This is a genomic window from Pseudomonas tohonis, assembly GCF_012767755.2.
Taxonomy (GTDB): domain Bacteria; phylum Pseudomonadota; class Gammaproteobacteria; order Pseudomonadales; family Pseudomonadaceae; genus Metapseudomonas; species Metapseudomonas tohonis.
The window spans coordinates 5,559,101-5,583,100 of the sequence record NZ_AP023189.1 but is presented as its reverse complement, the minus strand read 5'-3'; the positions used below and the strand labels follow the sequence as shown (position 1 = coordinate 5,583,100).

Annotated in this window: 20 protein-coding genes and 1 riboswitch; of the genes, 11 read left to right on the top strand and 9 right to left on the bottom strand. The window is 66.6% G+C overall.

Annotated elements, in window-relative coordinates; translation table 11 throughout:
- Positions 1–118: 118 nt before the first annotated feature.
- The 5 genes from HSX14_RS25650 to HSX14_RS25630 all read right to left on the bottom strand — a co-directional run bounded on the left by HSX14_RS25650 (position 119) and on the right by HSX14_RS25630 (position 5,093).
- Entirely contained in the window at positions 119–565 is a 447-nt protein-coding gene (locus HSX14_RS25650) for a ketosteroid isomerase-related protein (protein ID WP_111260954.1), read from the bottom strand.
- A 113-nt stretch (positions 566–678) separates the two neighbouring features.
- Positions 679–1,257, bottom strand: coding sequence for a TMEM165/GDT1 family protein (locus tag HSX14_RS25645; RefSeq protein ID WP_173173108.1), 579 nt, complete (start codon positions 1,255–1,257; stop codon positions 679–681).
- Between the two features lie 94 nt (positions 1,258–1,351).
- Positions 1,352–1,471, bottom strand: a riboswitch (yybP-ykoY riboswitch).
- A 50-nt stretch (positions 1,472–1,521) separates the two neighbouring features.
- Positions 1,522–2,919 carry an amino acid permease gene (locus HSX14_RS25640; protein ID WP_420803762.1) on the bottom strand — a complete coding sequence of 466 codons (1,398 nt, stop codon included), beginning with the start codon at positions 2,917–2,919 and terminating at the stop codon, positions 1,522–1,524.
- A 163-nt stretch (positions 2,920–3,082) separates the two neighbouring features.
- Positions 3,083–4,078 (bottom strand): methyltransferase, encoded by a 996-nt coding sequence (locus HSX14_RS25635; protein WP_173172609.1) that lies wholly within the window; start codon positions 4,076–4,078, stop codon positions 3,083–3,085.
- A 49-nt stretch (positions 4,079–4,127) separates the two neighbouring features.
- Complete coding sequence (locus HSX14_RS25630; RefSeq protein WP_173172611.1) at positions 4,128–5,093, bottom strand: 2-hydroxyacid dehydrogenase; 966 nt, start codon at positions 5,091–5,093, stop codon at positions 4,128–4,130.
- A 77-nt stretch (positions 5,094–5,170) separates the two neighbouring features.
- Here HSX14_RS25630 and HSX14_RS25625 point away from each other — a divergent pair, with 77 nt between their 5' ends.
- Positions 5,171–5,800, top strand: a complete 630-nt coding sequence (locus HSX14_RS25625) for a LysE family translocator (RefSeq protein WP_173172613.1) — start codon at positions 5,171–5,173, stop codon at positions 5,798–5,800.
- Between the two features lie 109 nt (positions 5,801–5,909).
- Here HSX14_RS25625 and HSX14_RS25620 read toward each other — a convergent pair whose 3' ends face one another.
- Positions 5,910–6,692 carry an AraC family transcriptional regulator gene (locus tag HSX14_RS25620; RefSeq protein ID WP_173172615.1) on the bottom strand — a complete coding sequence of 261 codons (783 nt, stop codon included), beginning with the start codon at positions 6,690–6,692 and terminating at the stop codon, positions 5,910–5,912.
- An 89-nt stretch (positions 6,693–6,781) separates the two neighbouring features.
- On the opposite strand from HSX14_RS25620, the gene HSX14_RS25615 reads away from it, so the two are divergent.
- Positions 6,782–7,966 (top strand): MFS transporter, encoded by a 1,185-nt coding sequence (locus tag HSX14_RS25615; protein ID WP_173172617.1) that lies wholly within the window; start codon positions 6,782–6,784, stop codon positions 7,964–7,966.
- Positions 7,967–8,042: 76 nt separating this feature from the next.
- Here HSX14_RS25615 and HSX14_RS25610 read toward each other — a convergent pair whose 3' ends face one another.
- The gene (locus HSX14_RS25610; RefSeq protein ID WP_173172619.1) at positions 8,043–9,218 is read right to left on the bottom strand and encodes an acetyl-CoA C-acyltransferase; all 1,176 of its coding nucleotides are present in this window, start codon (positions 9,216–9,218) and stop codon (positions 8,043–8,045) included.
- Positions 9,219–9,398: 180 nt separating this feature from the next.
- On the opposite strand from HSX14_RS25610, the gene HSX14_RS25605 reads away from it, so the two are divergent.
- The 4 genes from HSX14_RS25605 to HSX14_RS25590 all read left to right on the top strand — a co-directional run bounded on the left by HSX14_RS25605 (position 9,399) and on the right by HSX14_RS25590 (position 17,515).
- A complete protein-coding gene (locus HSX14_RS25605; protein WP_173172621.1) occupies positions 9,399–11,081 on the top strand; it encodes a fatty acid--CoA ligase in 1,683 nt (560 codons plus the stop codon).
- Between the two features lie 245 nt (positions 11,082–11,326).
- Complete coding sequence (locus HSX14_RS25600; protein WP_173172623.1) at positions 11,327–13,234, top strand: DUF1302 domain-containing protein; 1,908 nt, start codon at positions 11,327–11,329, stop codon at positions 13,232–13,234.
- Between the two features lie 26 nt (positions 13,235–13,260).
- Positions 13,261–14,628, top strand: coding sequence for a DUF1329 domain-containing protein (locus tag HSX14_RS25595; protein WP_173172625.1), 1,368 nt, complete (start codon positions 13,261–13,263; stop codon positions 14,626–14,628).
- 148 nt (positions 14,629–14,776) lie between these two features.
- Complete coding sequence (locus HSX14_RS25590; protein WP_173172627.1) at positions 14,777–17,515, top strand: winged helix-turn-helix domain-containing protein; 2,739 nt, start codon at positions 14,777–14,779, stop codon at positions 17,513–17,515.
- Positions 17,516–17,519: 4 nt separating this feature from the next.
- Here HSX14_RS25590 and HSX14_RS25585 read toward each other — a convergent pair whose 3' ends face one another.
- Complete coding sequence (locus tag HSX14_RS25585) at positions 17,520–18,374, bottom strand: hypothetical protein (protein WP_373874636.1); 855 nt, start codon at positions 18,372–18,374, stop codon at positions 17,520–17,522.
- Positions 18,375–18,460: 86 nt separating this feature from the next.
- On the opposite strand from HSX14_RS25585, the gene HSX14_RS25580 reads away from it, so the two are divergent.
- The gene (locus tag HSX14_RS25580) at positions 18,461–19,129 is read left to right on the top strand and encodes a TetR/AcrR family transcriptional regulator (RefSeq protein ID WP_173172631.1); all 669 of its coding nucleotides are present in this window, start codon (positions 18,461–18,463) and stop codon (positions 19,127–19,129) included.
- A 70-nt stretch (positions 19,130–19,199) separates the two neighbouring features.
- Positions 19,200–20,141, top strand: a complete 942-nt coding sequence (locus HSX14_RS25575) for an alpha/beta fold hydrolase (RefSeq protein WP_173172633.1) — start codon at positions 19,200–19,202, stop codon at positions 20,139–20,141.
- Positions 20,142–20,476: 335 nt separating this feature from the next.
- Here the strand turns inward: HSX14_RS25575 and HSX14_RS25570 are convergent, their stop codons facing one another.
- A complete protein-coding gene (locus HSX14_RS25570) occupies positions 20,477–21,310 on the bottom strand; it encodes a metal-dependent hydrolase (RefSeq protein WP_111260008.1) in 834 nt (277 codons plus the stop codon).
- Between the two features lie 123 nt (positions 21,311–21,433).
- On the opposite strand from HSX14_RS25570, the gene HSX14_RS25565 reads away from it, so the two are divergent.
- The 3 genes from HSX14_RS25565 (at position 21,434) to HSX14_RS25555 (ending at position 23,933) form a co-directional block, all read left to right on the top strand.
- Entirely contained in the window at positions 21,434–22,453 is a 1,020-nt protein-coding gene (locus tag HSX14_RS25565) for an AraC family transcriptional regulator (protein ID WP_173172635.1), read from the top strand.
- 48 nt (positions 22,454–22,501) lie between these two features.
- Positions 22,502–23,146 carry an MBL fold metallo-hydrolase gene (locus tag HSX14_RS25560; protein ID WP_173172637.1) on the top strand — a complete coding sequence of 215 codons (645 nt, stop codon included), beginning with the start codon at positions 22,502–22,504 and terminating at the stop codon, positions 23,144–23,146.
- Positions 23,147–23,228: 82 nt separating this feature from the next.
- Positions 23,229–23,933 (top strand): YiaD family glycine zipper/OmpA-like lipoprotein, encoded by a 705-nt coding sequence (locus HSX14_RS25555; protein WP_173172639.1) that lies wholly within the window; start codon positions 23,229–23,231, stop codon positions 23,931–23,933.
- Positions 23,934–24,000: the final 67 nt, after the last annotated feature.

The following is a 24,000-nucleotide window of genomic DNA, read 5'->3' as shown; positions in this document are numbered from 1 at the left end:
ATCGCAGTCCTTGGCGCCACCGGCCTCGGACCATTCGCTGGTTCGGTGAGAACGGTTATCTCTGAGCGCGTCGGGCGGGGCGTCCCGGGCTGAAGCCCGGGCTACGGCGGAGGGCGGATCAGGGCAGGGCTTTTTCCGCGTAGGCGCGATTGCTCAGGCCGAGCTGGGCGCGGAAGCTTTCCATGTCGAACATGGTGCAGATCTCCTGCACCTCGCCCCGGCTGTTGAAGGTCCAGAAGGCCATGGCGGAAATGCTGAGGATGCGGTCGCTGGGCGGGTAGCCGAGGGCCGGCTTGTGGATGCTGCCGATCAGGGTGCACCAGGTGAAGACGTGGCTGTCCTCGGCGATGCACTCCTCCACCACCACTTCCAGGTCGGGCATGGCATCGCGGATCTTCAGCACCATCTCGCGGTAGCCCTCGCCGTCCAGCGGGCCGGGCATGAACGAACTCTTGTAGAGGAAGTCCTTGCTCTGCAGCTGCTCGGCCAGCGCCACGCGCCCCTTGTTCCAGGACAGGTCGATATGCTGGCGCGCCACGCGCTTGCGGTCGTCGGTCGACGTCATCTGCTTTTCCTCCTCCCTGGCCGGGCCGGCAGTAGGGCGAGGAATCTACCAGTTGGCGCGGCGCTGCCATTGGCCGAAACGCCAGCGAACTGGCGTCAGGCCGGTGACGCGGCTCAGGCCGCGCCGAGGGTCAGCGCCTTGTACACGGCGTAGAGGGCCAGGGCACCGAAGGCGGCGGCCGCCAGGCGCCGGATCAGGGTCAGCGGCAGCTTGTCGGCGGCGAAGTTGCCGGCCAGCACCACCGGCACGTTGGCCAGCAGCATGCCCAGGGTGGTGCCCGCCACCACGAGGATGAAGTGCGGGTACTGGGCGGCCAGCATCACCGTGGCGACCTGCGTCTTGTCGCCCATCTCGGCGAGGAAGAAGGCGATCAGGGTGGTGAGGAAGGGGCCGTATTTCTTCAGGCCGGATTCCTCGTCGTCGTCCAGCTTGTCGGGAACCAGCGTCCACAGGGCCACGGCGACGAAGGAGGCGGCGAGGATCCAGCTCAGGGTGGCGGCGGAGAAGAAGCTCGCGACCCAGTTGCCCACGGCGCCGGCGGCGAAATGGTTGGCGAGGGTGGCGGCGACGATGCCCCAGATGATCGGCCAGGGCTTGCGGAAGCGCGCGGCCAGCAGCAGGGCGAGCAGCTGCGTCTTGTCGCCGATTTCCGCCAGGGCGACGATCAGTGTGGGGACGAACAGGGATTCCAGCATCAGGGTTCCTACGGGGGGCGGGTCGACTAATCACCATGACACACGCAATCTGCCCGCCCCGGGTCAGGTTGTGTGTGTCATAGGTCTTGTCAAACCGCTGGCCTGTCTAGGCAGGCTTGGGTCGCACGCGCCATGGTCTGTGGACCAAGTATGTTGACGCGTGCCTGGCGAGCAGGGCGCTCGCGGGAGACTACTCCCCTAGGACGGGGCGCATTTTGCACAAGGCGGGCGTGCCCGGCAAGCCCGCCGTTGCGCTGTTGGTCAGCTGTCCGTGGCGCGCACGTCCATCTCGGCGTAGCGCACGGTGCGGCTGCCGTTCTTCAGGCGATAGCCGAACCAGATGGCGAGGAACAGCGGCAGGCTGATGTAGGTGGCGGTCAGCCCGGCCCAGTCGATGCGCTCGCCCACCAGGGCCTCGTAGTTCTGCCCGAGGGTGATCACCAGGCACAGGGCGAAGGCGAACAGCGGGCCGAAGGGGAACAGCTTGGCGCGGTAGGGCAGGTCTTCGAGGCGGCCGCCCTGCAAGAGGTAGCCCTTGCGGAAGCGGTAGTGGGAGATGGCGATGCCCAGCCAGGCGATGAAGCCGCACATGCCCGAGGTGTTGAGCAGCCAGGTGTAGAGGGTCGACTCGCCGAAGGCGGCGGTGAAGAAGCACAGCGCGCCCACCAGGGTGGTGGCGTAGAGGGCGTTGCGCGGCACGCCGCTGGCGGAGACGCGGGCGAACAGGCGCGGCGCCTTGCCCTGCATGGCGAGGGTGTAGAGCATCCGCGTCGAGGCGTACATCCCGGAGTTGCCGGCCGAGAGGATGGCCGTGAGGATCACCGCGTTCATCACCCCGGCGGCCGCGGCGAAGCCGGCGCGCTCGAACAGCAGGGTGAAGGGCGAGACGCTGATGTCGCTGGCGTCGTTCTGCAGCAGGCTCGGGTCGGTGTAGGGGATCAGCATGCCGATCACGAAGATCGCCAGGATGTAGAACATCAGGATGCGCCAGAACACCTGGCGGATGGCGATGGGGAGGTTCTTGCGCGGGTTCTCCGATTCGCCGGCGGCGATGCCGATCAGCTCGGTGCCCTGGAACGAGAAGCCTGCGATCATCGCCACCCCGACCATGGCCTGCAGGCCGCCGACGAAGGGCGCATCGCCCTGGGTGAAGTTGCTGAAGCCTGGGGATTCCATGCCGCTCATCACGCCGAAGATGGTGGCCAGGCCGATGACGATGAAGATCACCACCGTGACCACCTTGATCAGCGCGAACCAGAACTCGCTTTCGCCGAACCCCTTCACCGAGATGACGTTGAGCAGGAACATCAGCGCCAGGAACAGCGCGCTCCAATAGATGCCCGGGGTGTCTGGGAACCAGAAGCTCATGATCAGCTGCGCGGCCACCAGTTCGGCGGCGATGGTCACCGCCCAGTTGTACCAGTAGTTCCAACCCAGGGCGAAACCGAAGCCATCGTCGACGAATCGGCTGCCATAGGTGCTGAACGAGCCGGAAACCGGCATGTGCGCGGCCATTTCGCCGAGGCTGGTCATGAGGAAGTACACCATCACCCCGATCAACGCGTAGGCGAGCAGGGCGCCGCCCGGGCCGGCGTTGGCCACGGTGGCGCCCGAGGCGACGAACAGGCCCGTGCCGATGGAGCCGCCGATGGCGATCATGTTCAGGTGGCGTGGCTTCAGCGAACGGTGCAGGCCGCTGCTGGCAGTGGGGGCGGCAGTGTCGAGGTCAGTCAAGAAAAACTCCAGATGCCCGGTTCTTCGCCGGGCGTGTTGCGGCTATCGGGTGCCGCTCGAGTATGAAGGGTGCGCGGGTGCCCGCCTGTCAGCGGCGGGCGCTGTAGATGCGGAAACCCTCCCCTTCGGCCAGGGTGCGGCAGCCGCCGAACGCCTGTTCGATCAGGGGTTGGTACTTGAGGAAGCTGTTGGCCACCAGGCGCAGTTCACCCCCCACCAGCAGGTGGCGCCCGGCTTCGCGCAGCAGCGTCTCGCTGGCCTGGTAGTCGGTGTGCACGCCCTGGTGGAAGGGCGGGTTGCTGACGATGGCCGAAAGCAGCTTGGGCGCCGCGTGGATGCCGTCGCCGGCGATCACTTCGGCATCCAGGCCGTTGACGGCCAGGGTCAGGCGGCTCGCGGCGACGGCGAACGCGTCGACATCCAGCAGCACCAGCTGGCTCTGTGGATAACGTCGCTTGAGCGCAGCGCCGAGCACCCCGGCACCACAGCCGAAATCCAGCACCTTGCCGGTGGGCAGCTTGGCCAGGTTGTCCAGCAGCAGCGCGCTGCCGCGATCCAGGCGGCCATGGCTGAACACGCCGGGCAGGCTCACCACCTGCAGCGGGCCGTCGGCCAGTTCGAGGCTGTAGCGCTGGGCCAGGGCCTCCAGGTCCGGGGTCGCCGGTGCCTGCTCCACCTGCACCAGCCACAGCTGGCAGTGGCGGGCGCTGTCGAGCTTGCGCGGCTTGCCGAAGGGTTCCAGCTGGCGGGCGGCGCGTTCGATGCCGGCGCGCTTCTCGCCCACCAGGTACAGCGGCTTGCCGGGCAGGCGCGCGGCCAGGGCGCTGAGCAGGTAGTCGGTCAGCTCGCGGGACTTGGGCAGGAACAGCACGGCGGCTTCGAAGGGGGCGTCGGGGGCGTTGACGGTGAATTCGCAACGCCCGGGGAAGCGGGCGTCCAGGGCGGCCTGCTCACCGGCGTGCCAGGTCCAGCCGCGTGCCTGGGGCAGTTCGCCCAGCAGGTCGTCGGCGGGAAGGCCCGCCAGGAGCAGCGGGCCGAGGAACAGGTCGGCCTGTCGAAGCAGTACTTCGCTGCGCGGGTCCATGGGGTAGATCCTGATAAAAGCCGCGAATTTTATCAGAATCTTGTAGGCCTTAGCTGACCGTGCGGCGAGGCGTTTCCTTCAGCCAGGCCTCGAGGTTTTCCGCCATCTGCACGACGATGCGCTGGCGCGCCTCCCGGCTGCCCCATGCGTTGTGCGGGGTGACGATCAGGCGCGGGATGTCCACGGCCAGCAGCGGGTTGCCGTCTTTCGGGGGCTCCTGGGTCAGCACGTCGGTGGCGGCACCGCCCAGGTGGCCGCTGCGCAGGGCGTCGGCCAGGGCGTGCTCGTTGACCAGGCCGCCGCGCGCGGTGTTGACCAGGAAAGCGCCCGGCTTCATCAGCGCCAGTTGCTCGGCGTCGATCAGGTTGCGGGTGTGCTCGTTGAGCGGGCAGTGCAGGGTCAGGGCGTCCACCTGGGGCAGCAGTTCCGCCAGGGGCAGGCGGTCGGCGCGAGGCGGGCGGCCGGGCAGGGCGCCGAGCAGCACGCGCATGCCGAAGGCTTCGGCCAGGCGCGCCACGGCGCTGCCCAGTTCGCCGTGGCCGAGCAGGCCGAGGGTCTTGCCCTCCAGTTCGACGATGGGGAAGTCCAGCAGGCAGAACTGGGTCGCCTTCTGCCAGTGGTCCTGGCGTACGGCTTCGCGGTAGTCGACGAAGCGGGTGGCCAGGTTGAGCAGCAGCATCAGGGTGTGCTGGGCCACGGACGGGGTGCCGTAGCCCTGGCAGTTGCAGACGGTGATGCCACGGGCGCGGGCGGCGGCGAGGTCGATGTTGTTGGTGCCGGTGGCGCTGACCAGGATCAGCTTCAGATCCGGCAGCTCGGCGATGGCGGCGGCATCGATGGTCACCTTGTTGCTGATGGCGACCTGGGCGCCGCGCAGGCGCCCGACGACATCGCGGTGGCCGGTCTGGTCGTGCAGCTCCAGTTCGGCGAACTGCTGGCGCAATGGCGTGAGGTCGAGATCGCCGAGATCGAGGGAGGCGTGGTCGAGGAAGACCGCGCGGAGGCTGTTGGTCATCAGCTGTACCTTTTTCCGAGGCAGATGTAGGCGTAAGGTTGCCAGCCTATCAGCTCAACCCATTCTCAGGAGGTCGCATGTACTGGGCGGAATTCCTCACCGTTGCCTTGATCCACCTGCTGGCCGTGGCCAGCCCCGGCCCGGATTTCGCCATCGTGGTACGCGAGAGCGTCGCCCATGGTCGCCGTGCCGGCACCTGGACGGCGATCGGCGTGGGCACCGGCATTTTCGTCCATGTGGCCTATTCGCTGCTGGGGATCGGGCTGATCGTTTCCCAATCCATCGTGGCGTTCAATGCCCTGAAATGGCTGGCAGCGGCCTACCTGCTGTACATCGGCATCAAGGCGCTGCGCGCCAAGCCGGCCGACCCGATGGCCACCGAGGCCGAGCCGACCGCCGCCGAGCGCAGCCCGCGCGGGGCCTTCGTCACCGGCTTCATCACCAACGGGCTGAACCCCAAGGCGACGCTGTTCTTCCTCTCGCTGTTCACCGTGGTCATCAATCCGCACACCCCGCTGGCCATCCAGGCCGGCTACGGCCTCTACCTGGCCTGCGCCACGGCCATCTGGTTCTGCCTGGTGGCGCTGCTGTTCAGCCAGCAGCGCGTGCGCAGCGGCTTCGCCCGCATGGGCCATTGGTTCGACCGGCTGATGGGCGCCGTGCTGGTGGGGCTCGGGGTCAAGCTGGCGTTCACCTCGATGAAGTAACGGGCTGCACCGCAACGCAGGGTGCTCCCCGTAGGAGCGAGCTGTGCTCGCGAAGCCCTTCACCGCTCTACGTCCAACCCCGTAGCCCGGACTTCAATCCGGGCTCTTCTCACTCCTTCTCCAGCGTCGCCAGCAACCCCAGGCTGGCCACGTATTCCCTCGGGTTTTCCCCCAGCAGGCGGCGGAACATGGCGCTGAAGGCGCGGCCGCTGCCGTAGCCCAGGTCGTGGGCGACCTGCTGCACGCCGTGCCCGGCGAGCAGGCGCGGCAGGGCTTCGGTGAGGCGCAGCTGCTGGCGCCAGTCGTTGAAGCTCATGCCCAGTTCCTGGGCGAACAGCCGGCTCAGGGTGCGGGTGCTGGCGCCCACCTCCAGGCTCCAGTCGTCGAGGGTGCGGGTGCTCTCCGGGGTTTCCAGCAGCTCCAGGCAGATGGCTTGCAGGCGACGATCCTGAGGCATCGGCAGGTGCAGGGGCATGCGCTCCAGGGCGGCGATCTCGTGGAGGATCAGGCGCTGCACCAGGCTGCGGTGTTCGTCATCGGTATCGCCGGCCTCCAGCGCCACCAGGCGCAGGATCAGCTCGCGCAGCAGCGGCGGTACCGCCAGCACGCAGCAGGCATCGAGGCTCGGTGGTGCGGCTTCGGCGGCGATGAAGAGGGTGCGCATCTGCACCTGCCCGGACATGAAGATCTGGTGCTCGATGCCCGGTGGGATCCACACCGCGCGGGTCGGCGGGATGACCCAGGCGCCGGCCTCGGTGACCAGGCGCATCAGCCCCTGCGCCGCGTAGAGGAATTGCGCCTGGCTGTGCAGGTGCAGGTCGACATGGGCGCCGTCGGGGTAGTCGAGGGCGACGGCGCCGATCCGGCCCTGGGGCAGATGGTCGATGAACATGGCCGATCCGATGATCTTTTTGGCAGAACGTGGCTGGGCGGCCAACCTAGCATGGCGGTCCACAACAACCAAACAGCAGCGAAACTGCCATGAACCGACCGCGTACCGTCATCCGCTTCGTCAACGCCGCCCACATCATCGACCACATGTTCATGCTCATCTTCCCCGCCGCCGTGCTGGGCATGACCGCCACCTTCGAGCTGTCGTACGCCGAACTGATCGGGTTGTCCCTCGGCGGCTTCATCGCCTTCGGGGCCTGCTCGCTACCGGCCGGCTGGCTGGGGGATAAATGGAGCCGCCGGCACATGATGCTGGCGTTCTTCCTCGGCATCGGCGGCGCGGCGATCTTCACCGGGCTGAGCCAGAGCACGCCGATGCTGGTGGCGGGGCTGACGCTGATGGGCGTGTTCGCCGCCATCTACCACCCGGTGGGCACGGCGATGCTGGTGGCCCATGCGCAGAACCGTGGTCGCGAAATCGGCATCAACGGCATGTGGGGCAACCTGGGCGTGGCGTTCTCGGCGCTGGTCACGGGCTTTCTCACCGCGCATTTCGGCTGGCGCGCGGCGTTCATCCTGCCGGGCGCTTTGTCGGTGGCCATTGGCGTGTGGTTCGCCCTCTGCGTGCGGGACGAGGCGTCTCCCGTCGCAGCGGCCGGCACCCATCGGGCTGGCGGGGCGGGGCAGGTGTCGATGCGCCTGGTGTTCGGTGTGCTGGCGCTGGTGACGGCCACCGGCGGGGTGATCTTCAATGCCTCGACCATGACCTACCCGAAGCTGTTCCAGGAGCGCCTGGTGGACCTGTTCGCCTCGCCGGAAAGCCTCGGCATCGTGGTCAGCATCGCCTACGCCTTCGGTGCCGTGGCGCAGTTGCTGATGGGCCGCGTGCTGGATCGCTACAGCCTGAAGCTGCCGTTCGTGGTGATGACCCTCTGCCAGGGGCCGTTGCTGGTGGCCATGGCCTATGCCGATGGCTGGGCGGTGATCGCCCTGGGCGCCGCCTTCATGTTCGCGGTGTTCGGCCAGGTGACGGTGAACGATGCGATGGTGGCGAACTTCGTCGCGCCGCAGTGGCAGGCGCGGGTCTTCGCGCTGCGCTACTTCTTGTCCTTCGGCGCCAGTGCGGCGGCCATCCCGATGATCGCCTTCATCGAACCGCGCCATGGGCTGGTGGGGCTGTACCTGGTGCTGGCGGTGTTCGGTGCGCTGACCTTCGCGGCGGCGCTGGCCTTCCCGAGGACGCCGGCCCACGCGCCCAAGGCGGTGCCCGCCTGAGGCGCGTCCGGGCGGAATGAAAAGGGGCTCCCGGACGTTGGTCCGGGAGCCCCTTTTGGTTGGCTGCGCGGGCGGGTTACAGCAGTTCCACCGCCACCGCAGTGGCTTCGCCGCCGCCGATGCACAGCGAGGCGACACCGCGCTTGCCGCCCTTGTTACGCAGGGCGTTGATCAGGGTGAGGATGATGCGCGAGCCGGTGGAGCCCACCGGGTGGCCCTGGGCGCAGGCGCCGCCGTAGACGTTGACCTTGGCGTGGTCGAGGCCGTGTTCGCGCATGGCGAGCATGGTGACCATGGCGAAGGCTTCGTTGATCTCGAACAGGTCCACGTCGTCCTTGCTCCAGCCGGTCTTCCTGAACAGGTTGGTCATGGCGCCGATGGGGGCGAGGGTGAATTCGCTCGGGTCCTGGCTCTGGGTGGCGTGGCCGACGATCTTCGCCAGGGGCTTGAGGCCACGGCGCTGGGCTTCCTCGGCGGTCATCAGCACCAGGGCGCTGGCGCCGTCGGAGATGGAGCTGGCGTTGGCGGCGGTGATGGTGCCGTCCTTGCGGAAGGCCGGGCGCAGGGTCGGGATCTTGTCGAGGTTGGCGGTCAGCGGCTGCTCGTCGTCCTTCACCAGGGTCTCGCCCTTGCGGGTGGTGACGGTGACCGGGACGATCTCGGCGGCGAGGGCACCCTCGGCGATGGCGGCCTGGGCACGCTTGAGGGACTCGATGGCGTAGGCGTCCATCTCCTCGCGGATGATGCCGTGCTTGTCGGCGGTCTCCTGGGCGAAGGAGCCCATCAGGCGACCGGTGCGGGCGTCTTCCAGGCCGTCGAGGAACATGTGGTCCTTGATCTCGCCGTGGCCCATGCGCAGGCCGGTGCGGGCCTTCTCCAGCACGTAGGGAGCATTGGACATGCTCTCCATGCCGCCGGCGACCATGACGCTGTTGGTGCCGGCCTTGAGCAGGTCGTGGGCCAGCATCACGGCCTTCATGCCGGAGCCGCAGAGCTTGTTGATGGTGGTGCAGCCGGTGGCGGCGGGCAGGCCGGCGTTCAGCGACGCCTGGCGGGCCGGGCCCTGCTTGAGGCCGGCGGGCAGCACGCAACCCATGATCACTTCCTGCACGTCGGCGGCGTCGATACCGGCGCGGGCCACGGCTTCACGGATCGCCAGGGCGCCCAGGTCGACGGCGGATACGCCGGCGAGGCTGCCCTGGAAGCCGCCCATCGGAGTGCGGGCGCCGCTGACGATTACGATCTCAGACATCTTGTTCCTACCTCTTCGGGTGATGGGCCGAGACTGGCCGATGGGGTCGATTCTATCTCGTGACCGAAAGTGGCCAAAGGGTCACGTACAAATCATTCTTTTGACTGATTTATGCCTGGACGCAGCGCCCTAGAGTGCTGGGAAATCAATAACTACATCCTCGCGCGCAGGTGCATTTCCATGGTGCAGACCCGAGTCATCAAACCGGCCGACAACGCCTACCAGTATCCCTTGCTGATCAAAGGCCTGCTGCTTTCCGGCAGCCGCTACGAGAAGACCCGGGAAATCGTCTACCGCGATCTGGTCCGCTACAGCTATGCGACCTTCAACGAGCGCGTCGCGCGGCTCGCCAACCTGCTCACCGAGGCCGGTGTGAAGGCGGGTGACACGGTGGCGGTGATGGACTGGGACAGCCACCGCTACCTGGAGTGCATGTTCGCCATCCCGATGATCGGCGCGGTGCTGCACACCATCAACATCCGCCTCTCACCGGACCAGATCCTCTACACCATGAACCACGCCGAGGACCGCTTCGTGCTGGTCAACAGCGAGTTCGTGCCGATCTACAAGGCCATCGAGGGCCAGCTGACCACGGTCGAGAAGACCCTCCTGCTGACCGACGCGGCCGACAAGAGCGCCGACCTGCCGAACCTCGTCGGCGAGTACGAGACGCTGATGGCCGGGGCCTCCACCCGTTACGACTTCCCCGATTTCGACGAGAACTCCCTGGCCACCACCTTCTACACCACCGGCACCACCGGCAACCCGAAGGGTGTGTATTTCACCCACCGCCAACTGGTGCTGCACACCATGGCCATGGCCAGCATGATGGGCTCGGTGCACAGCCCGCGGCTGATGGCCAACGATGACGTCTACATGCCCATCACCCCGATGTTCCACGTGCACGCCTGGGGCGTGCCCTACGTGGCGACCATGCTGGGGGTGAAGCAGGTCTACCCCGGCCGCTACGACCCCGAGCTGCTGGTGGAGCTGTGGCGTCGCGAGAAGGTCACCTTCTCCCACTGCGTGCCGACCATCCTGCAGATGGTGATGAACGCCAAGGCCGCGCAGGGCGTGGACTTCGGTGGCTGGAAGCTGATCATCGGCGGCAGTTCGCTGAACCGCTCGCTGTACGACGCGGCCAAGGCACGCGGCATCCACCTGACGGCCGCCTACGGCATGTCCGAGACCTGCCCGATGATCTCCTGCGCGCACATGAACGACGAACTGCTGGCCGGCAGCGAGGATGAGCGCACCACCTACCGCATCAAGGCCGGCGTGCCGGTGCCGCTGGTGGATGCCGCGGTCATCGACGCCGAGGGCGCCTTCCTTCCCGCCGACGGCGAATCCCAGGGCGAGCTGGTGCTGCGTGCGCCCTGGCTGACCCAGGGCTATTTCCGCGAGCCGGAGAAGAGCCTGGAGCTGTGGGAAGGTGGCTGGCTGCACACCGGCGACGTCGCCACCCTCGACAGCATGGGTTTCATCGACATCCGCGACCGCATCAAGGACGTGATCAAGACCGGCGGCGAGTGGATCTCCTCCCTGGAGCTGGAGGACCTGGTCAGCCGGCACCCGGCGGTGCGCGAAGTGGCGGTGGTCGGCGTGCCCGATCCGCAGTGGGGCGAACGCCCCTTCGCCCTGTTGGTGCTGCGTGAAGGCCAGGCCCTGGACGCCAAGGCGCTCAAGGAGCACCTCAAGCCTTTCGTAGAGCAAGGTCACATCAATAAATGGGCCATTCCCAGCCAGATCGCCGTTGTTACTGAAATTCCCAAGACCAGCGTCGGCAAACTGGACAAGAAACGCATCCGCGTCGATATCGCCCAGTGGCAGGCCACGGGTAGCACCTTCCTCTCCGCTCTTTGAGCCGCTGTAGGCCGGGTCCTACAAGGCCCGGCCTGTCTACCAAGCAAACGCTTGGCTTGTTTATTGCTGGCTCCGCGCCAGCTCACCCCCGGCTTTACCAATCGCCAGATCGGGCTAGTCTGCAAACCTGCGGGCCAGAGTGCTCGCCGGACTGCAAATCACACTTTAGAGGGATCAAGCACTACTACCTCCTGGCTATAGTCCGCACCAATCCATAACAAAAAAACACACATGGAGTAGCGTCGATGACAACAAGAAAACCGTTCTGGCGCCTGGCCCGACTGCCAATGGCCGTCAGCCTCGCATCCACTCTCGCCGCCCCGGCATTCGGCGTAACGTTCAATATCGGCGAGATCGAGGGGCAGTTCGATTCCTCGTTGTCCGTCGGTGCAAGCTGGTCCATGCGCGGTGCGGACAAGGACCTGATCGGTGTGAACAACGGCGGTGACGGCCTGTCGCAGACCTCTGACGACTCCCACCTGAACTTCAAGAAGGGCGAGACCTTCTCGAAAATCTTCAAGGGCATCCACGACCTGGAGCTGAAGTACGGCGACACCGGCGTCTTCGTCCGTGGCAAGTACTGGTACGACTTCGAACTGAAGGACGAGAGCCGCCTGTTCAAGGACATCGACGACAGCAACCGCAAAGAGGCTGCGCAGTCTTCCGGTGGCCAGATCCTCGACGCCTTCATCTACCACAACTACAACATCGCCGACCTGCCGGGCTCCGTACGTCTGGGCAAGCAGGTGGTGAGCTGGGGTGAAAGCACCTTCATTCAGAACGGCATCAACTCCATCAACCCGATCGACGTCTCCGCCTTCCGCCGTCCTGGCGCGGAAGTGAAAGAGGGTCTGATTCCGGTCAACATGTTCTATGTGTCCCAGAGCCTGACCGAGAACCTTTCAGCTGAAGCGTTCTATCAACTGGAGTGGGATCAGACCGTTGTGGATAACTGCGGCACCTTCTTCGCTCAGCCCGATGTCGTTGCGGATGGTTGCGATAGCAACTTTGCGGTTCTGCGTACCAGGAACGGTTTGCGCACTGCTCTGGCGGGAGCGGGTCTGACTCCGGCTCAGCAGACCGGCATCATCAATATCCTTCAGTCCCGTGGCGTTCAGTGGGGCAGCCCCGACGAAGGTGCTGTCGTACGTCGAGCAGGGGACGAGGATGCGCGAGACAGTGGGCAGTGGGGTGCAGCGCTTCGTTACTTCTCCGAAGCTCTAGACACCGAGTTCGGTGCCTACTTCATGAACTACCACAGCCGTGCGCCGATCTTCAGTGGCATCGGTGCCCCTGCCGGTGCGTACAGCGGCGCTGCTCTGGTTGGGGCTGGCATCCCGGCTGGCCTGGTTCCTACGCTGCTCCCCGTTGTCGTCGCGGGTAACGGCAAGTACTTCATGGAGTACCCGGAAGACATTCGCCTCTATGGCTTGAGCTTCTCTACCACGTTGCCCACAGGTACGGCGTGGAGCGGTGAGTTCAGCTACCGTCCGAACGCTCCGGTGCAACTGAACACGACTGACATTCTTTATTCTGGCCTGTCTCCTCTGAACCCCAGCGCGTCGGTTCTTACCGGTCGTCCTGACACCGTTCAGCATGGCTATCGCCGCAAGGAAATCAGTCAGCTCCAGACGACCTTTACCCACTTCTTTGATCAGGTAATGGGGGCCGAGCGCCTGACTCTGATCGGCGAGGTCGGCTTCACTCACGTCGGTGGTCTTGAAAGTACGAGCACCGCTCGGTACGGCCGTGACCCGGTATATGGCCCTGGCCCGCTGCCGAATAACCAGTGCCGCGCGCTCAACCTGAGCACCCTTGGTAGCGCAACTGCCAAGAATCTCACCAAGTACTGCGAAGACGACGGCTTCGTTACCAGCAACTCTTGGGGTTACCGCGCCCGTGCCGTATGGGATTACAACGATGTGTTCGCAGGTATCAACCTGAGGCCGAACATCGCCTGGTCCCATGACGTTCATGGCTACGGCCCCAACGGTGTATTCAACGAAGGCAACAAGGCGGTCAGCCTGGGTGTGGATGCCGAGTACCAGAACACCTACACCGCCAGCCTGGCCTACACCGATTTCTTTGGCGGTGATTACAACACCAACACTGACCGCGACTTCCTCGCGCTCAGCTTCGGCATGAACTTCTAAGCGGCTCCGGAAGACAAGGAATCACAATGAAAACAACAAAAACTCTTCTGCAAACCGGTGCGCTGGCGCTGTCCCTGCTGGCCACCGCCGTCATGGCGGCGGCCCCGGCCGACCAGGTGGCCAAGATCGGCTCCACCCTGACCCCGCTGGGTGCGGAGAAGGCCGGCAATGCCGATGGCACCATCCCCGAGTGGACCGGCGGCCTGCCGCAGAACGCCGGCCCGGTGGACGACAAGGGCTTCGTTTCCGATCCCTTCGCCAGCGAGAAGCCGCTGTTCACCATCACCGCGCAGAACGTCGAGCAGTACAAGGACAAGCTGACCCCCGGCCAGTACGCGATGTTCAAGCGCTACCCGGAAACCTACAAGATGCCGGTGTTCACCACCCACCGGACGGCCACCGTACCGGCGGACGTGATCGCGGCGGCCAAGGAGAATGCGGCCAACACCAAGCTGGTGGAGGGTGGTAACGGCCTCGAGAACTTCAAGACCGCCAACCCCTTCCCGATCCCGCAGAACGGCCTGGAAGCGATCTGGAACCACATCACCCGCTACCGCGGCGGCAGCGTGCGTCGCCTGGTGACCCAGGCGACCCCGCAGCCGAACGGCTCCTACAGCCTGGTTTACTTCCAGGACGAGTTCACCTTCCGCGACAAGCTGAAGGACTACGACCCGAGCAAGCCGAGCAACGTGCTGTTCTACTTCAAGCAGCGCGTGACCGCTCCGTCGCGCCTGGCCGGTAACGTGCTGCTGGTGCACGAGACCCTCAACCAGGTGAAGGAGCCGCGCCTGGCGTGGCTGTACAACGCCGGCCAGCGTCGCGTCCGCCGCGCCCCGCAGGTGTCCTACGACGGCCCGGGTACCGCCGCCGACGGCCTGCGCACCTCCGACAACTTCGACATGTACAACGGTGCGCCGGACCGCTACGACTGGAAGCTGGAAGGCAAGAAGGAGATCTACATCCCCTACAACAGCTACCGCCTGGACTCGCCGAAGCTGAAGTACGCCGACATCATCAAGGCCGGCCACATCAACCAGGACCTGACCCGCTACGAGCTGCACCGCGTGTGGCACGTTGTCGCGACCCTGAAGGCCGGCGAGCGCCACATCTACGCCAAGCGTGACTTCTACATCGACGAGGACACCTGGCAAGCCGCCGCCATCGACCACTACGACGGCCGTGGCACCCTGTGGCGCGTCGCCGAGGCCCACTCGGAGTACTACTACGACAAGCAAGTACCCTGGTACGCCGTGGAAACCCTGTACGACCTGCTGTCCGGTCGCTACCTAGCCCTGGGCATGAAGAACGAGGAGAAACAGTCCTACGACTTCAACTACAGCGCTTCGGAAAGCGATTACACCCCGGCGGCCCTGCGTCAGGCTGGCGTCCGTTGATCCTGTAATACCGCGTAAACAAGCCGGCCTTCGGGCCGGCTTTTTCTTGTCTGTACTTTCCCAAGGGACTACAAATGGGCGGACCGAAAGGCTAGGCTGCCTCAGCGCTCACGCCCCCGCGGCATAACCATTCCTAGAAGCCGGGTTGATGACCGATCTATCCAGTTCGCGTTCCTTTGCGCCCGCTGCCGTCCCGGTAGCCGGCGAACGCTTTTTCCGTCCCCCGCTGCCGGCCGGGCACCTTTCGCGCCCGCGCCTGTGCGACCGCCTGGCCGCAGGCCTGGGGGGACGCCTGCTGCTGGTCAGCGCGCCCGCCGGGTTCGGCAAGAGCTCGCTCGCCATCGAGTTCTGCGAGGGCCTGCCGGATGGCTGGCAGGCGCTCTGGCTGGGATTGGGGCGACGCGACATCGACCCCGGGCGCTTCCTTGAACGGCTGCTCGATGGCTTGCGCCAGTTCTTCCCGGGCATGGGCGAAGAGGCCATGGGCCTGCTGAAGATGCGCCAGCGCCACCAGCCCTTCGCCTTCGAGGAGTGGCTCGACGGCCTGCTCGACGAACTCGGCCAGCGCCTGGATCGCCGGCAACCGCTGCTGCTGGTGCTCGACGACTACCACCTGGCCCAGGGCGCGGTGCTCGACCGCTGCCTGCAATTCTTCCTCAACCACCTGCCCGAGGGCCTGGTGCTGCTGGTCACCAGCCGCCAGCGTCCCGACTGGCACCTGGCGCGCCTGCGCCTGTCGCGGCAGCTGGTGGAACTCAACGAACACGACCTGCGCCTGACCGACGCCGAGAGCACCGCGTTGCTCCAGGCCCAGGGCGCCCGCCTGGATGGCGCGCACCTGGAGAACCTGTTGCAGCGCAGCGAGGGCTGGGCTGCCGGCCTGCGCCTGTGGCTGCTGGCGAGCCAGGACGAGGGCGACACACATGCCCTGGCGCGCGGCCCCCACGGTGACGAGGGGCTGATCCGCGAATACCTGCTGGAAGAGGTGATCGACCGGCAGAGTGCCGAGGTGCAGGCCTTCCTCTATGAGACCGCCTGCCTCGACCGCTTCTGCGCCGAGCTGTGCGACGCGGTGCGCGACGGGCACGGCAGCGCCGGCATCCTCCAGCACCTGCAGGCCCACCAGGTGTTCCTGGTGCCGCTGGACGAGCACGGCCACTGGTTCCGCTACCACCACCTGTTTTCCGACCTGCTGCGGGCCCGCCCGGCCCACGCCGCGACCATTCCCCTGGCCAGCCTGCACCTGCGTGCCTGCCGCTGGTTCAGCGCCCAGGGTCTGCTGGACGAAGCCATCGAGCAGGCCCTGCGCGCGGGCCAGCCGGACGTGGCCGCCAGCCTGGTGCAGAACCTCTCCGAGGAGCAACTGCTGGCCGAGCAGAACATCGCCATGCTGCTGCGCTGGAAGATGGACCTGCCCGACAGCCTGCTGGTGAGCACGCCGCGCCTGATCATGCTCTACAGCATGGCCCTGGCCCTGGCCTGCCAGCTGGACGCCGCCGAGGAGCTGGGTGCCCAGCTCGCGCGCTTCCTGCCGGCACCCAACGCCCAGACGCAGCAGGGCCTGATCGCCCAGTGGCTGGCCCTGAGCGGCGTCATCGCCCGGGGCCGTGGCGACATCGTCCTCGCCGAGCGGCATTGCGCCGAGGCGCTCACCGCCCTGTCCCAGGAGCGCTACGGCCAGCGCCTGCTGTGCCTGTCCACCCTTGCCAACATCGCCGTCGCCCGGGGTGACCTGTGGCGCGCCCGTGGCCTCAATCGCGAGGCGCTGGAGCTGGCGCAGCGCATCGGCAACCCGCTGTTCGAGGCCCTGGCCCACTACGACCGCGCGCGGGTGTTGCAGGCCCGTGGCGAGATCCTTCGCGCGCTGGAGGAAGTGCACCAGGGCCAGGAGCGCCTGAGTGGCCTGCCGTCCCAGCGCTTCTACGCCGCCCGTGCGCGGCTGATGATCTACGAGGGCTACCTGCTCTGCGTACGCCTGCAGCCCCAGGCCGCGCGCAGCCGCCTGCTGGCCGGGATCGCCGAGGCGCGTGCCTGCCGCGACATCAGCCTGCTGATCGGCTACAGCGTGCTGGCCAGCCTGGAGGGCCGTGAAGGGCGCCTGTCGGCAGCCTTCGCCCTGCTCGCCGAGGCGGAGCGGCTGATGCACATCTGGGACGTGCCGCCGGTGTACTACCTGGCCATGGTCACCCTGGTGAAGTGCGAACTCTGGCTGGTGCAGGGGCAGGTCGAACTGGCCTCGGCCTGGCTTTCGCGCCTGGCGGAAACCTACAGCGGCGAGCAGGCCGCCGCTGCCCCCGAATTCCATCCGCAGCTGCCGCTGCACATCGAATTGCAGCAGGCCGCCCTGGCCCGGATCGAAGGGCGCAGCGGCGAGGCCGAACGGCGTCTGCGTGCGCTGGTGCAGCGGGCCAAGGAAAGTGGCGGCGCGCTCATGGCCCAGGTGGCGCAACTGCACCTGGCGCACTTGCTGCGTGTCGGAGGGCGCGACAAGGACGCCCTCGCATTGCTGGGCAGTGCCCTGGAGTCGCTGCCCGGCGGCGCCTTGCTGCCCTTCCATGAGCTGTTGTCGCACCAGGGCCCCTGGCTGCGCGAGCAACTGCTGGTGCGCTCGGCCCCTGAGGCTGCGGCATTGCTGGCGTTGTTGCCGGAAGCGCAAGCGCCGGCTGCCAGCGAGGCGCCACTGGCCGGCGGTGATGCGTTGAGCACCCGCGAGCTGGCGGTGCTGCAACTGATCGCCCAGGGCTGTTCCAACCAGGAGATCAGCGAGCGGCTGTTCATCTCCCTGCACACGGTCAAGACCCACGCACGCCACATCAACGGCAAGCTCGGGGTGGAACGACGCACCCAGGCGGTGGCGCGGGCCAAGGCCCTCGGCCTGTTGCGCTGAACCGCTACGGCAGCGGCGCAGGCGCGGAGAGATCCAGGGCCGGCTTCGGCTTGCCGGCCGGCACGGGTTTGGCCAACTGCTGCTCGACGTCCTGCTGGATGGCCGCCAGAACCGGCAGCAGGTCGGCCATGCTGCTGCGCACCTCCGCGTAGGGGTGCTTTTCCGCCAGCTCCCCCACGCGCGCCATCAGTTGCGCGCGCACATCGCTGCGCAGGTGGATAAACAGCTCCGGCATCTGCTTGCCCAGCTCGGCGGCATAGAGCACCAGGTCCTCGCGGTTGAACTGCCTGGTCAGCCCCAGGTAGTCCAGTGCGCTGGACGTCAGCATCGCCGCCGCCTCCTTGGTTTCCTGCAGGCCCTGCAGGCGCACCGGCTTGCTCTGCTCGCTCTCCGAAAGGGTCATCCAGAACTCCACCGTGAGGGTGAAGAGGATCGCCTGCTGGCGCATCGAATAGCTCATCAGCCCCAGCGCCTCGGCGCCATAGGGTTGCTGCGCGGCCTTGAAGTCGAAGTACAGGCGCATCAGCTCCTTGAGGCGGAACAGCACCTCGCGCGCCTCGTTCTGGCGCAGCTCCAGGGGCGCGTAGATGTTCAGCTGCGGCTTGAAGTTCTCCTCGCTGACCATGCGCGTGTAGATGGGCCCCGTGAATTCGCCGCTGCGCCGGGGCAGGGCGTTGACCTGGGTGCGGTCGACCTTGTCCAGCGCTTCTATCAGTTGCTGGTAGTCGTGGCTGTTCCAGGGGCGCTGGATGTCGGGAATCTTCTGCCCCAGGTAGAACAGCTCGGCGGTCGACGCGGGCAGCGCCAGGACCAGCAAAAGGATGGCCAGCGGCCACGGCAGGCGGCGTGATAGCTTCATCGGCACGGAAGATTCCAGCGGGAAGGGGCGCGCCAAGAGTAACGGGGCCGTGGCGTGCCGTCACCCGCGCCTTGGTTGGGGGACGGATGGTGGAAGAGAGCGAGCGCGGGGCGATCTTCGCGGTGTTCGAGGACCTCGGCGGCTATGGCGCCGTGGCGCGCCAGCAGGCCGAGGCGGAAGGCCCGCTGGTGGGGCACCTGCTGCGCACCAATATCCAGTTGGCGGCCATCCCGGTGTTCGCCCGCAAGGGCATCGGCGAGACCACGGTGAACGACCTGCTGGAAGCCGCGCAGGTATCGCGGCGTACCTTCTACAAGCATTTCTCCAGCAAGATGGATGTGCTGGAAAGCATCTACCAGACCGCCGTGGTGCTGCTGCTCAACCGCTTCCGCGGCATGCGCGCCGCCGCCGGCAGCGACGAGGCCTGGCTGCGCGACATGGTGCGCTGCTTCTTCGACTACCACCTGGCCGTGGGGCCGATCATCCGCCTCATGCAGGAAGAGGCCATGCGCACCGACTCGCCCCTGGCCGCCCACCGCCAGCGCGCTCACCTGGAAATGGCCGCGCTGCTCGCCGAACGCCTCCAGGCCACCGGCCAGGTGGTGGACCCGCTGACCTTCCGCGCGCTGATCTGGGCCCTGGAGGCCGCTTCCATGGACCTGCTCGGCGGTGCCGCCAGCCGCCAGCGCATCGAACACGCCCGCACGGTGCTGGGCGACCTCCTGATCGCCGCCCTGCATCCACGCTCTACCTAGGTTGGGGCGCGGGGCGCGCGACCCCGTGATCTGATAAGGCCCTCGACAATAACAATCACGAGGTGCCCGCATGTCCGCTACCAGCCTGCCGATGTCGCCACCGCTCGCGGTCGGGTTCTCCCGCCTGGGCTTCGGCTCCCTGCCCCTGGATCGCCTGAAGGCGCGCTACGCCAGCCCCGACAGCGGCTCGCGCTTCATCGAGCTGGACGGCTTCAACGTCCACTACCGTGACGAAGGCAGCCGCGACAAGCCGGTGCTGGTGATGATCCATGGCGTGGTCGCGTCCCTGCACACCTGGGACGGCTGGGTGCAGGCCTTCGCCCCGTACTACCGCATCATCCGCTTCGACGTGCCCGGCTTCGGCCTCACCGGTCCCAAGCGCAATGGCGATTATTCCGGCGAGCGGATGATCCGCATCTTCGGCCTGCTGCTGGACCACCTGCGTATCGACAAGGCCTCCATCGCCGGCAACTCCCTGGGCGGCTACATCGCCTGGAACTTCGCCCTGGCACAGCCTTCGCGGGTGGAAAAACTGGTGCTGATCGACCCGGCCGGCTACCAGATGCGCAAGGTGCCCTGGATGATCGCCTCCGCCGCGCTGCCCGGTTCCACCGTGGCCATGCCGATGTGGATGCCGCGCGCGCTGATCGCCCAGGGCATCAAGGAAGTCTATGGCGAGCCCGGGCGGATCAAGCCCGGCGTCGTCGATCGCTACTACGACCTGAGCCGCCGCCCGGGCAATCGCCGCGCGATGATGGAAATCTTCCGCGTGCTGCTGAAGGTGAACAAGGACGAACTGGAAGGCACCGGCCAGCGCGTCGCCGCGATCAAGGCGCCGACCCTGCTGATGTGGGGCGAGCGCGACCGCTGGATCTCGCCCAAGCATGTACCGCTATGGCAGCGCGACCTGCCGGGCATCCAGGTGCGTACCTACCCCGGCGTCGGGCACATCCCCATGGAGGAGATCCCCGAGCAGACGGCTGCGGATGCGCTGCGCTTCCTGCAGGGCTGACGCCCGCTAGCGATGCTCGACCGAGTGCTGCTCCCGGCTGTGGATAACTTCCCGGTGAGCAGCGTTTTTCCGTGGGCGCAGAATCACAGGATGGTGTGGGGTGGGCGGGGTGGGCGTAGGGTGGGCTTCAGCCACCGCTCTCTCTGCTCCAACGTCTTCGCCTGGTTCTGGATGAATGTGCGCTCCACCTTCCCGGTGCGCGCAGCACACCCTACGACGGGGCTTCGAGCTTTTTGTAGGCACGGCCTACCCGTAGGAGCGAGCTCTGCTCGCGAAGCCCTTCCACCTCCAAAACGAAAACGGCCCCGAAGGGCCGTAGCGTTAACACCGAGGAATCACGCCGCCGCAGGCACGCCGTCGAATTCCTCGCGGGTCTTGTGCAGCAGTTCGAGGTTGTCGTGCTGCCAGGGGTGGAAGCCTTTCTTGAAGAAGTCCATGTACGCCGGGATCAACTGGCGGAACATGCCGTTCTTGCCCCACATCCAGCTCAGGCCGTCGCGCCAGACGCGCCAGTTCCACAGCAGGCCGTCGCGCTTGAGCATGTGGATGAGGCCCCGGTGGGTGTCGAGCATGAAGAAGAAGGTGCCCATGATCATCGCCCGGCGCAGCAGTTTGCGGCTGCCGCAGACCTGGTTGTAGACGTCGAAGGCCACCGCCTTGTGCTCGGTTTCCTCCAGCGCGTGCCAGCGCCACAGGCGGGCCAGGGTCGGGTGGGCGCCGGCGATGTGCTCGGGGTTCTTCAGCAGGCCGTCGGCCATGATCGCGGTGATGTGCTCCAGGGCCGCGGTGGCGGCCAGCTGGCGGCGCTTGGAGAACTTCTTCTGGGTGTAGCGGATGCGCGCCTGGGCGCGGCGCTCGATGCGGCCGATGTCGTAGCCGAGGTCGCGCAGGCGGTTGCTGTATTCCAGGTGCTCGCGGCTGTGGTGGCCTTCCTGGCCGATGAAGCCGCGGATCTGCTCCTTGAGCACCGGGTCGGTGATCTCCTCGCGGAAGTTGCGCACCGAGTCGATGAAGAAGCGTTCGCCATCGGGGAAGAGCACCGACATGGCGTCGAACAGGTGGGTCTTGAAGGCATTGCCACTGTGCCAGTGGCGCGGCAGCGGATTGGGTAGGTCGAAATCCATGTGTCGCGGTCGGATTACCAATCCTTCTGGGGTCGTGCTGGTCATGGGGACTCCCTGAGTCTATGCAGAAACCACGCTCCAACTTTGGCTTGCCGGGTTTTGTCGGACAAGGTTATCTTCTGCCAATCATCGGGTCATATCTGGCCACGGCCGACAACAAGAATACTCATGAAGCAACCGCTGACCTTCTCTGCCGAACTGGTGCCCGTCGCCTATGCCGAGGCGCTGCTGGCCCTCGCCGAAGAGCTGGGCGTAGCCCGCGAAACCCTGCTCGCCCAGGCCCGGGTGCGACCGGAAATCCTCCAGAGCCCCAATGGCCGCCTGTCCTTCATCGACTTCAACCTCCTGGCCAGCGCCGCCCTGGTGCTGTGCAACGAGCCGGCACTGGGGCTGGTGCTCGGCCAGCGGCTGAACGTCTCCACACACGGCATCCTCGGCTACGCGGTGCTCTCCAGCGCCAACCTGGGGCGTGCCCTGCAGTTCGCCATGAAGTACTACCGGGTGCTGGGCCTCGCCTACGAACTGGAGCTGGTGGAGCAGGGCGATGACCTGCAGATGCGTGCCGTCGAATCCTTCCCCATGGGGCCCCTCGGGCGTTTCGCCGGGGAGGGGCTGATGACCAGTTTCTGCACCATCGCCCGCTTTCTCCTGGGTGAGGAGCTGCACGGCCTGCGCGTGGGCTTCGCGCACCCGGCGCCGGCCTACGCCGCGCGCTATGTCGAGGTGTTCGGCGCCCCGGTCGAGTTCGAGCAGCCCTACCACTGGATGACCCTGCCCAAGCACTACCTCGACCGCCCCATGGCCCTGGCCAACCCGGCGACGGTGCAGATGTGCGAGCAGCAATGCGAGGCGCTGCTGGCCACCCTCGACGTGCAGGACGCCCTGCTGACCCGGGTACGCCGCCTGCTGCTGGCCCGCCCCGGCGACTTCCCCGACCTCGACAGCGCCGCGCGCTCGCTGCACACGAGCGGGCGCAGCCTGCGCCGCCACCTGGCGTCCATGGGCACCAGCTACCAGCAGGTGCAGGACGAGGTGCGCAAGGGCCTGGCCCTGCAATATCTCACCACCACCCACCTGCCGCTGTTCGAGATCGCCAGCCTGCTGGGCTTCAGCGACCCCTCCAACTTCCGCCGCGCCTTCAAGAAATGGACGGGCAAGCTGCCCAGCGATTATCGTGCTGACCCCTGATCCGACCGGCCCGCACAGAGGCCGGCGACCTGGCCTGGAGGACCGGCAATGACCACAGCGCAACCCACCCTGATCCGCGAGACCTTCCCCGTCGGCCCGTTGCAGTGCAACTGCACGCTGATCGGCGACCCCATCAGCAAGAAGGCCATCGTGGTCGACCCGGGCGGCAATCACGAGCAGATCATCGCGCGGCTGGAGGCCCACGGCCTGAAGCTGGTCAGCATCATCCACACCCACGCGCACCTGGATCACTTCCTGGCCTCCGGCGAGCTGAAGAAAGCCACCGGCGCCACCCTGCACCTGCACAAGGACGACCAGTTCCTCTGGGACAACCTGGAGATGCAGTGCCGCATGTTCGGCGTGCCCTACAAGCCGGTGCCGGCGCCCGACCAGTGGCTGGCCGACGACGAGGAACTGGCCTGCGGCTGCGGCGTGGCCCTGCACACCCCCGGGCACACGCCGGGTTCCATGAGCTTCTGGTTCCCCGAGGCGCGCCTGCTGATCGCCGGTGACACGTTGTTCCGCCGTGGCATCGGCCGCACCGACCTGTGGGGCGGTGACTACGCCACCATCGAGCGCTCCATCCGCCAGCGCCTCTACAGCCTCGATGAGGAAGCCACCGTGGTCACCGGCCACGGCCCGGACACCCGGCTGGGCGACGAGATGCGCGAAAACCCGTTCATCCGTGCCTGAGGCCACGGAATTTCCAGCATGGGCCATGCTCTAATCGTCGTCAGTCCATCGGGACTGACGAGAATTCAGGAGTAGAAAGTCCATGTTCACCACGCGTCGCCTGATCATCGCCGCTACCGCCGTCGCCCTGCTGTCGGGCTGTGCTTCGCAGAACCCCTACGAGAACCAGGGCCAGGCGCCCCGCCAGGGCATGAGCAAGACCGCCACCTACGGCGGCCTGGGCGCGTTGGCCGGCGCCGTCGCCGGTGCTGCCATCAACCACGACAAGCGTGGCAAGGGGGCGCTGATCGGCGCCGCTGTGGCCGGCGCCGCTGGCGCGGGCTATGGCTACTACGTGGATCGGCAGGAGGCGGAGCTGCGTCGCAGCATGGAAGGCACCGGCGTGCAGGTGCAGCGCCAGGGCGACAACATCAATCTGGTGATGCCCGGCAACATCACCTTCGCCACCAACTCGGCAGACATCGCCAGCAACTTCTATACGCCGCTGAACAACCTGGCCAACTCGTTCAAGCAGTACGACCAGAACAGCATCGAGATCGTCGGCCACACCGACAGCACCGGCAGCCACCAGTACAACGTCAACCTCTCGCAGTTGCGCGCGCAGAGCGTGGCCAACTACCTGATGGCCCAGGGCGTCAACGGTGCCCGCCTGAGCTCGCGCGGCATGGGCCCGGACCAGCCGGTGGCGAGCAACGCCACCGAGGCCGGCCGTTCGCAGAACCGTCGCGTGGAGATCAAGCTGACCCCGCTGCCCAACGCCCAGGTGCCCCAGCAACAGGGCTACTGATCCCACCGCTCGCGTGCAGGGCCCCCATTCGGGGGCCTTGTCGTTTGATGCCGTCCGTCGTCTCCCT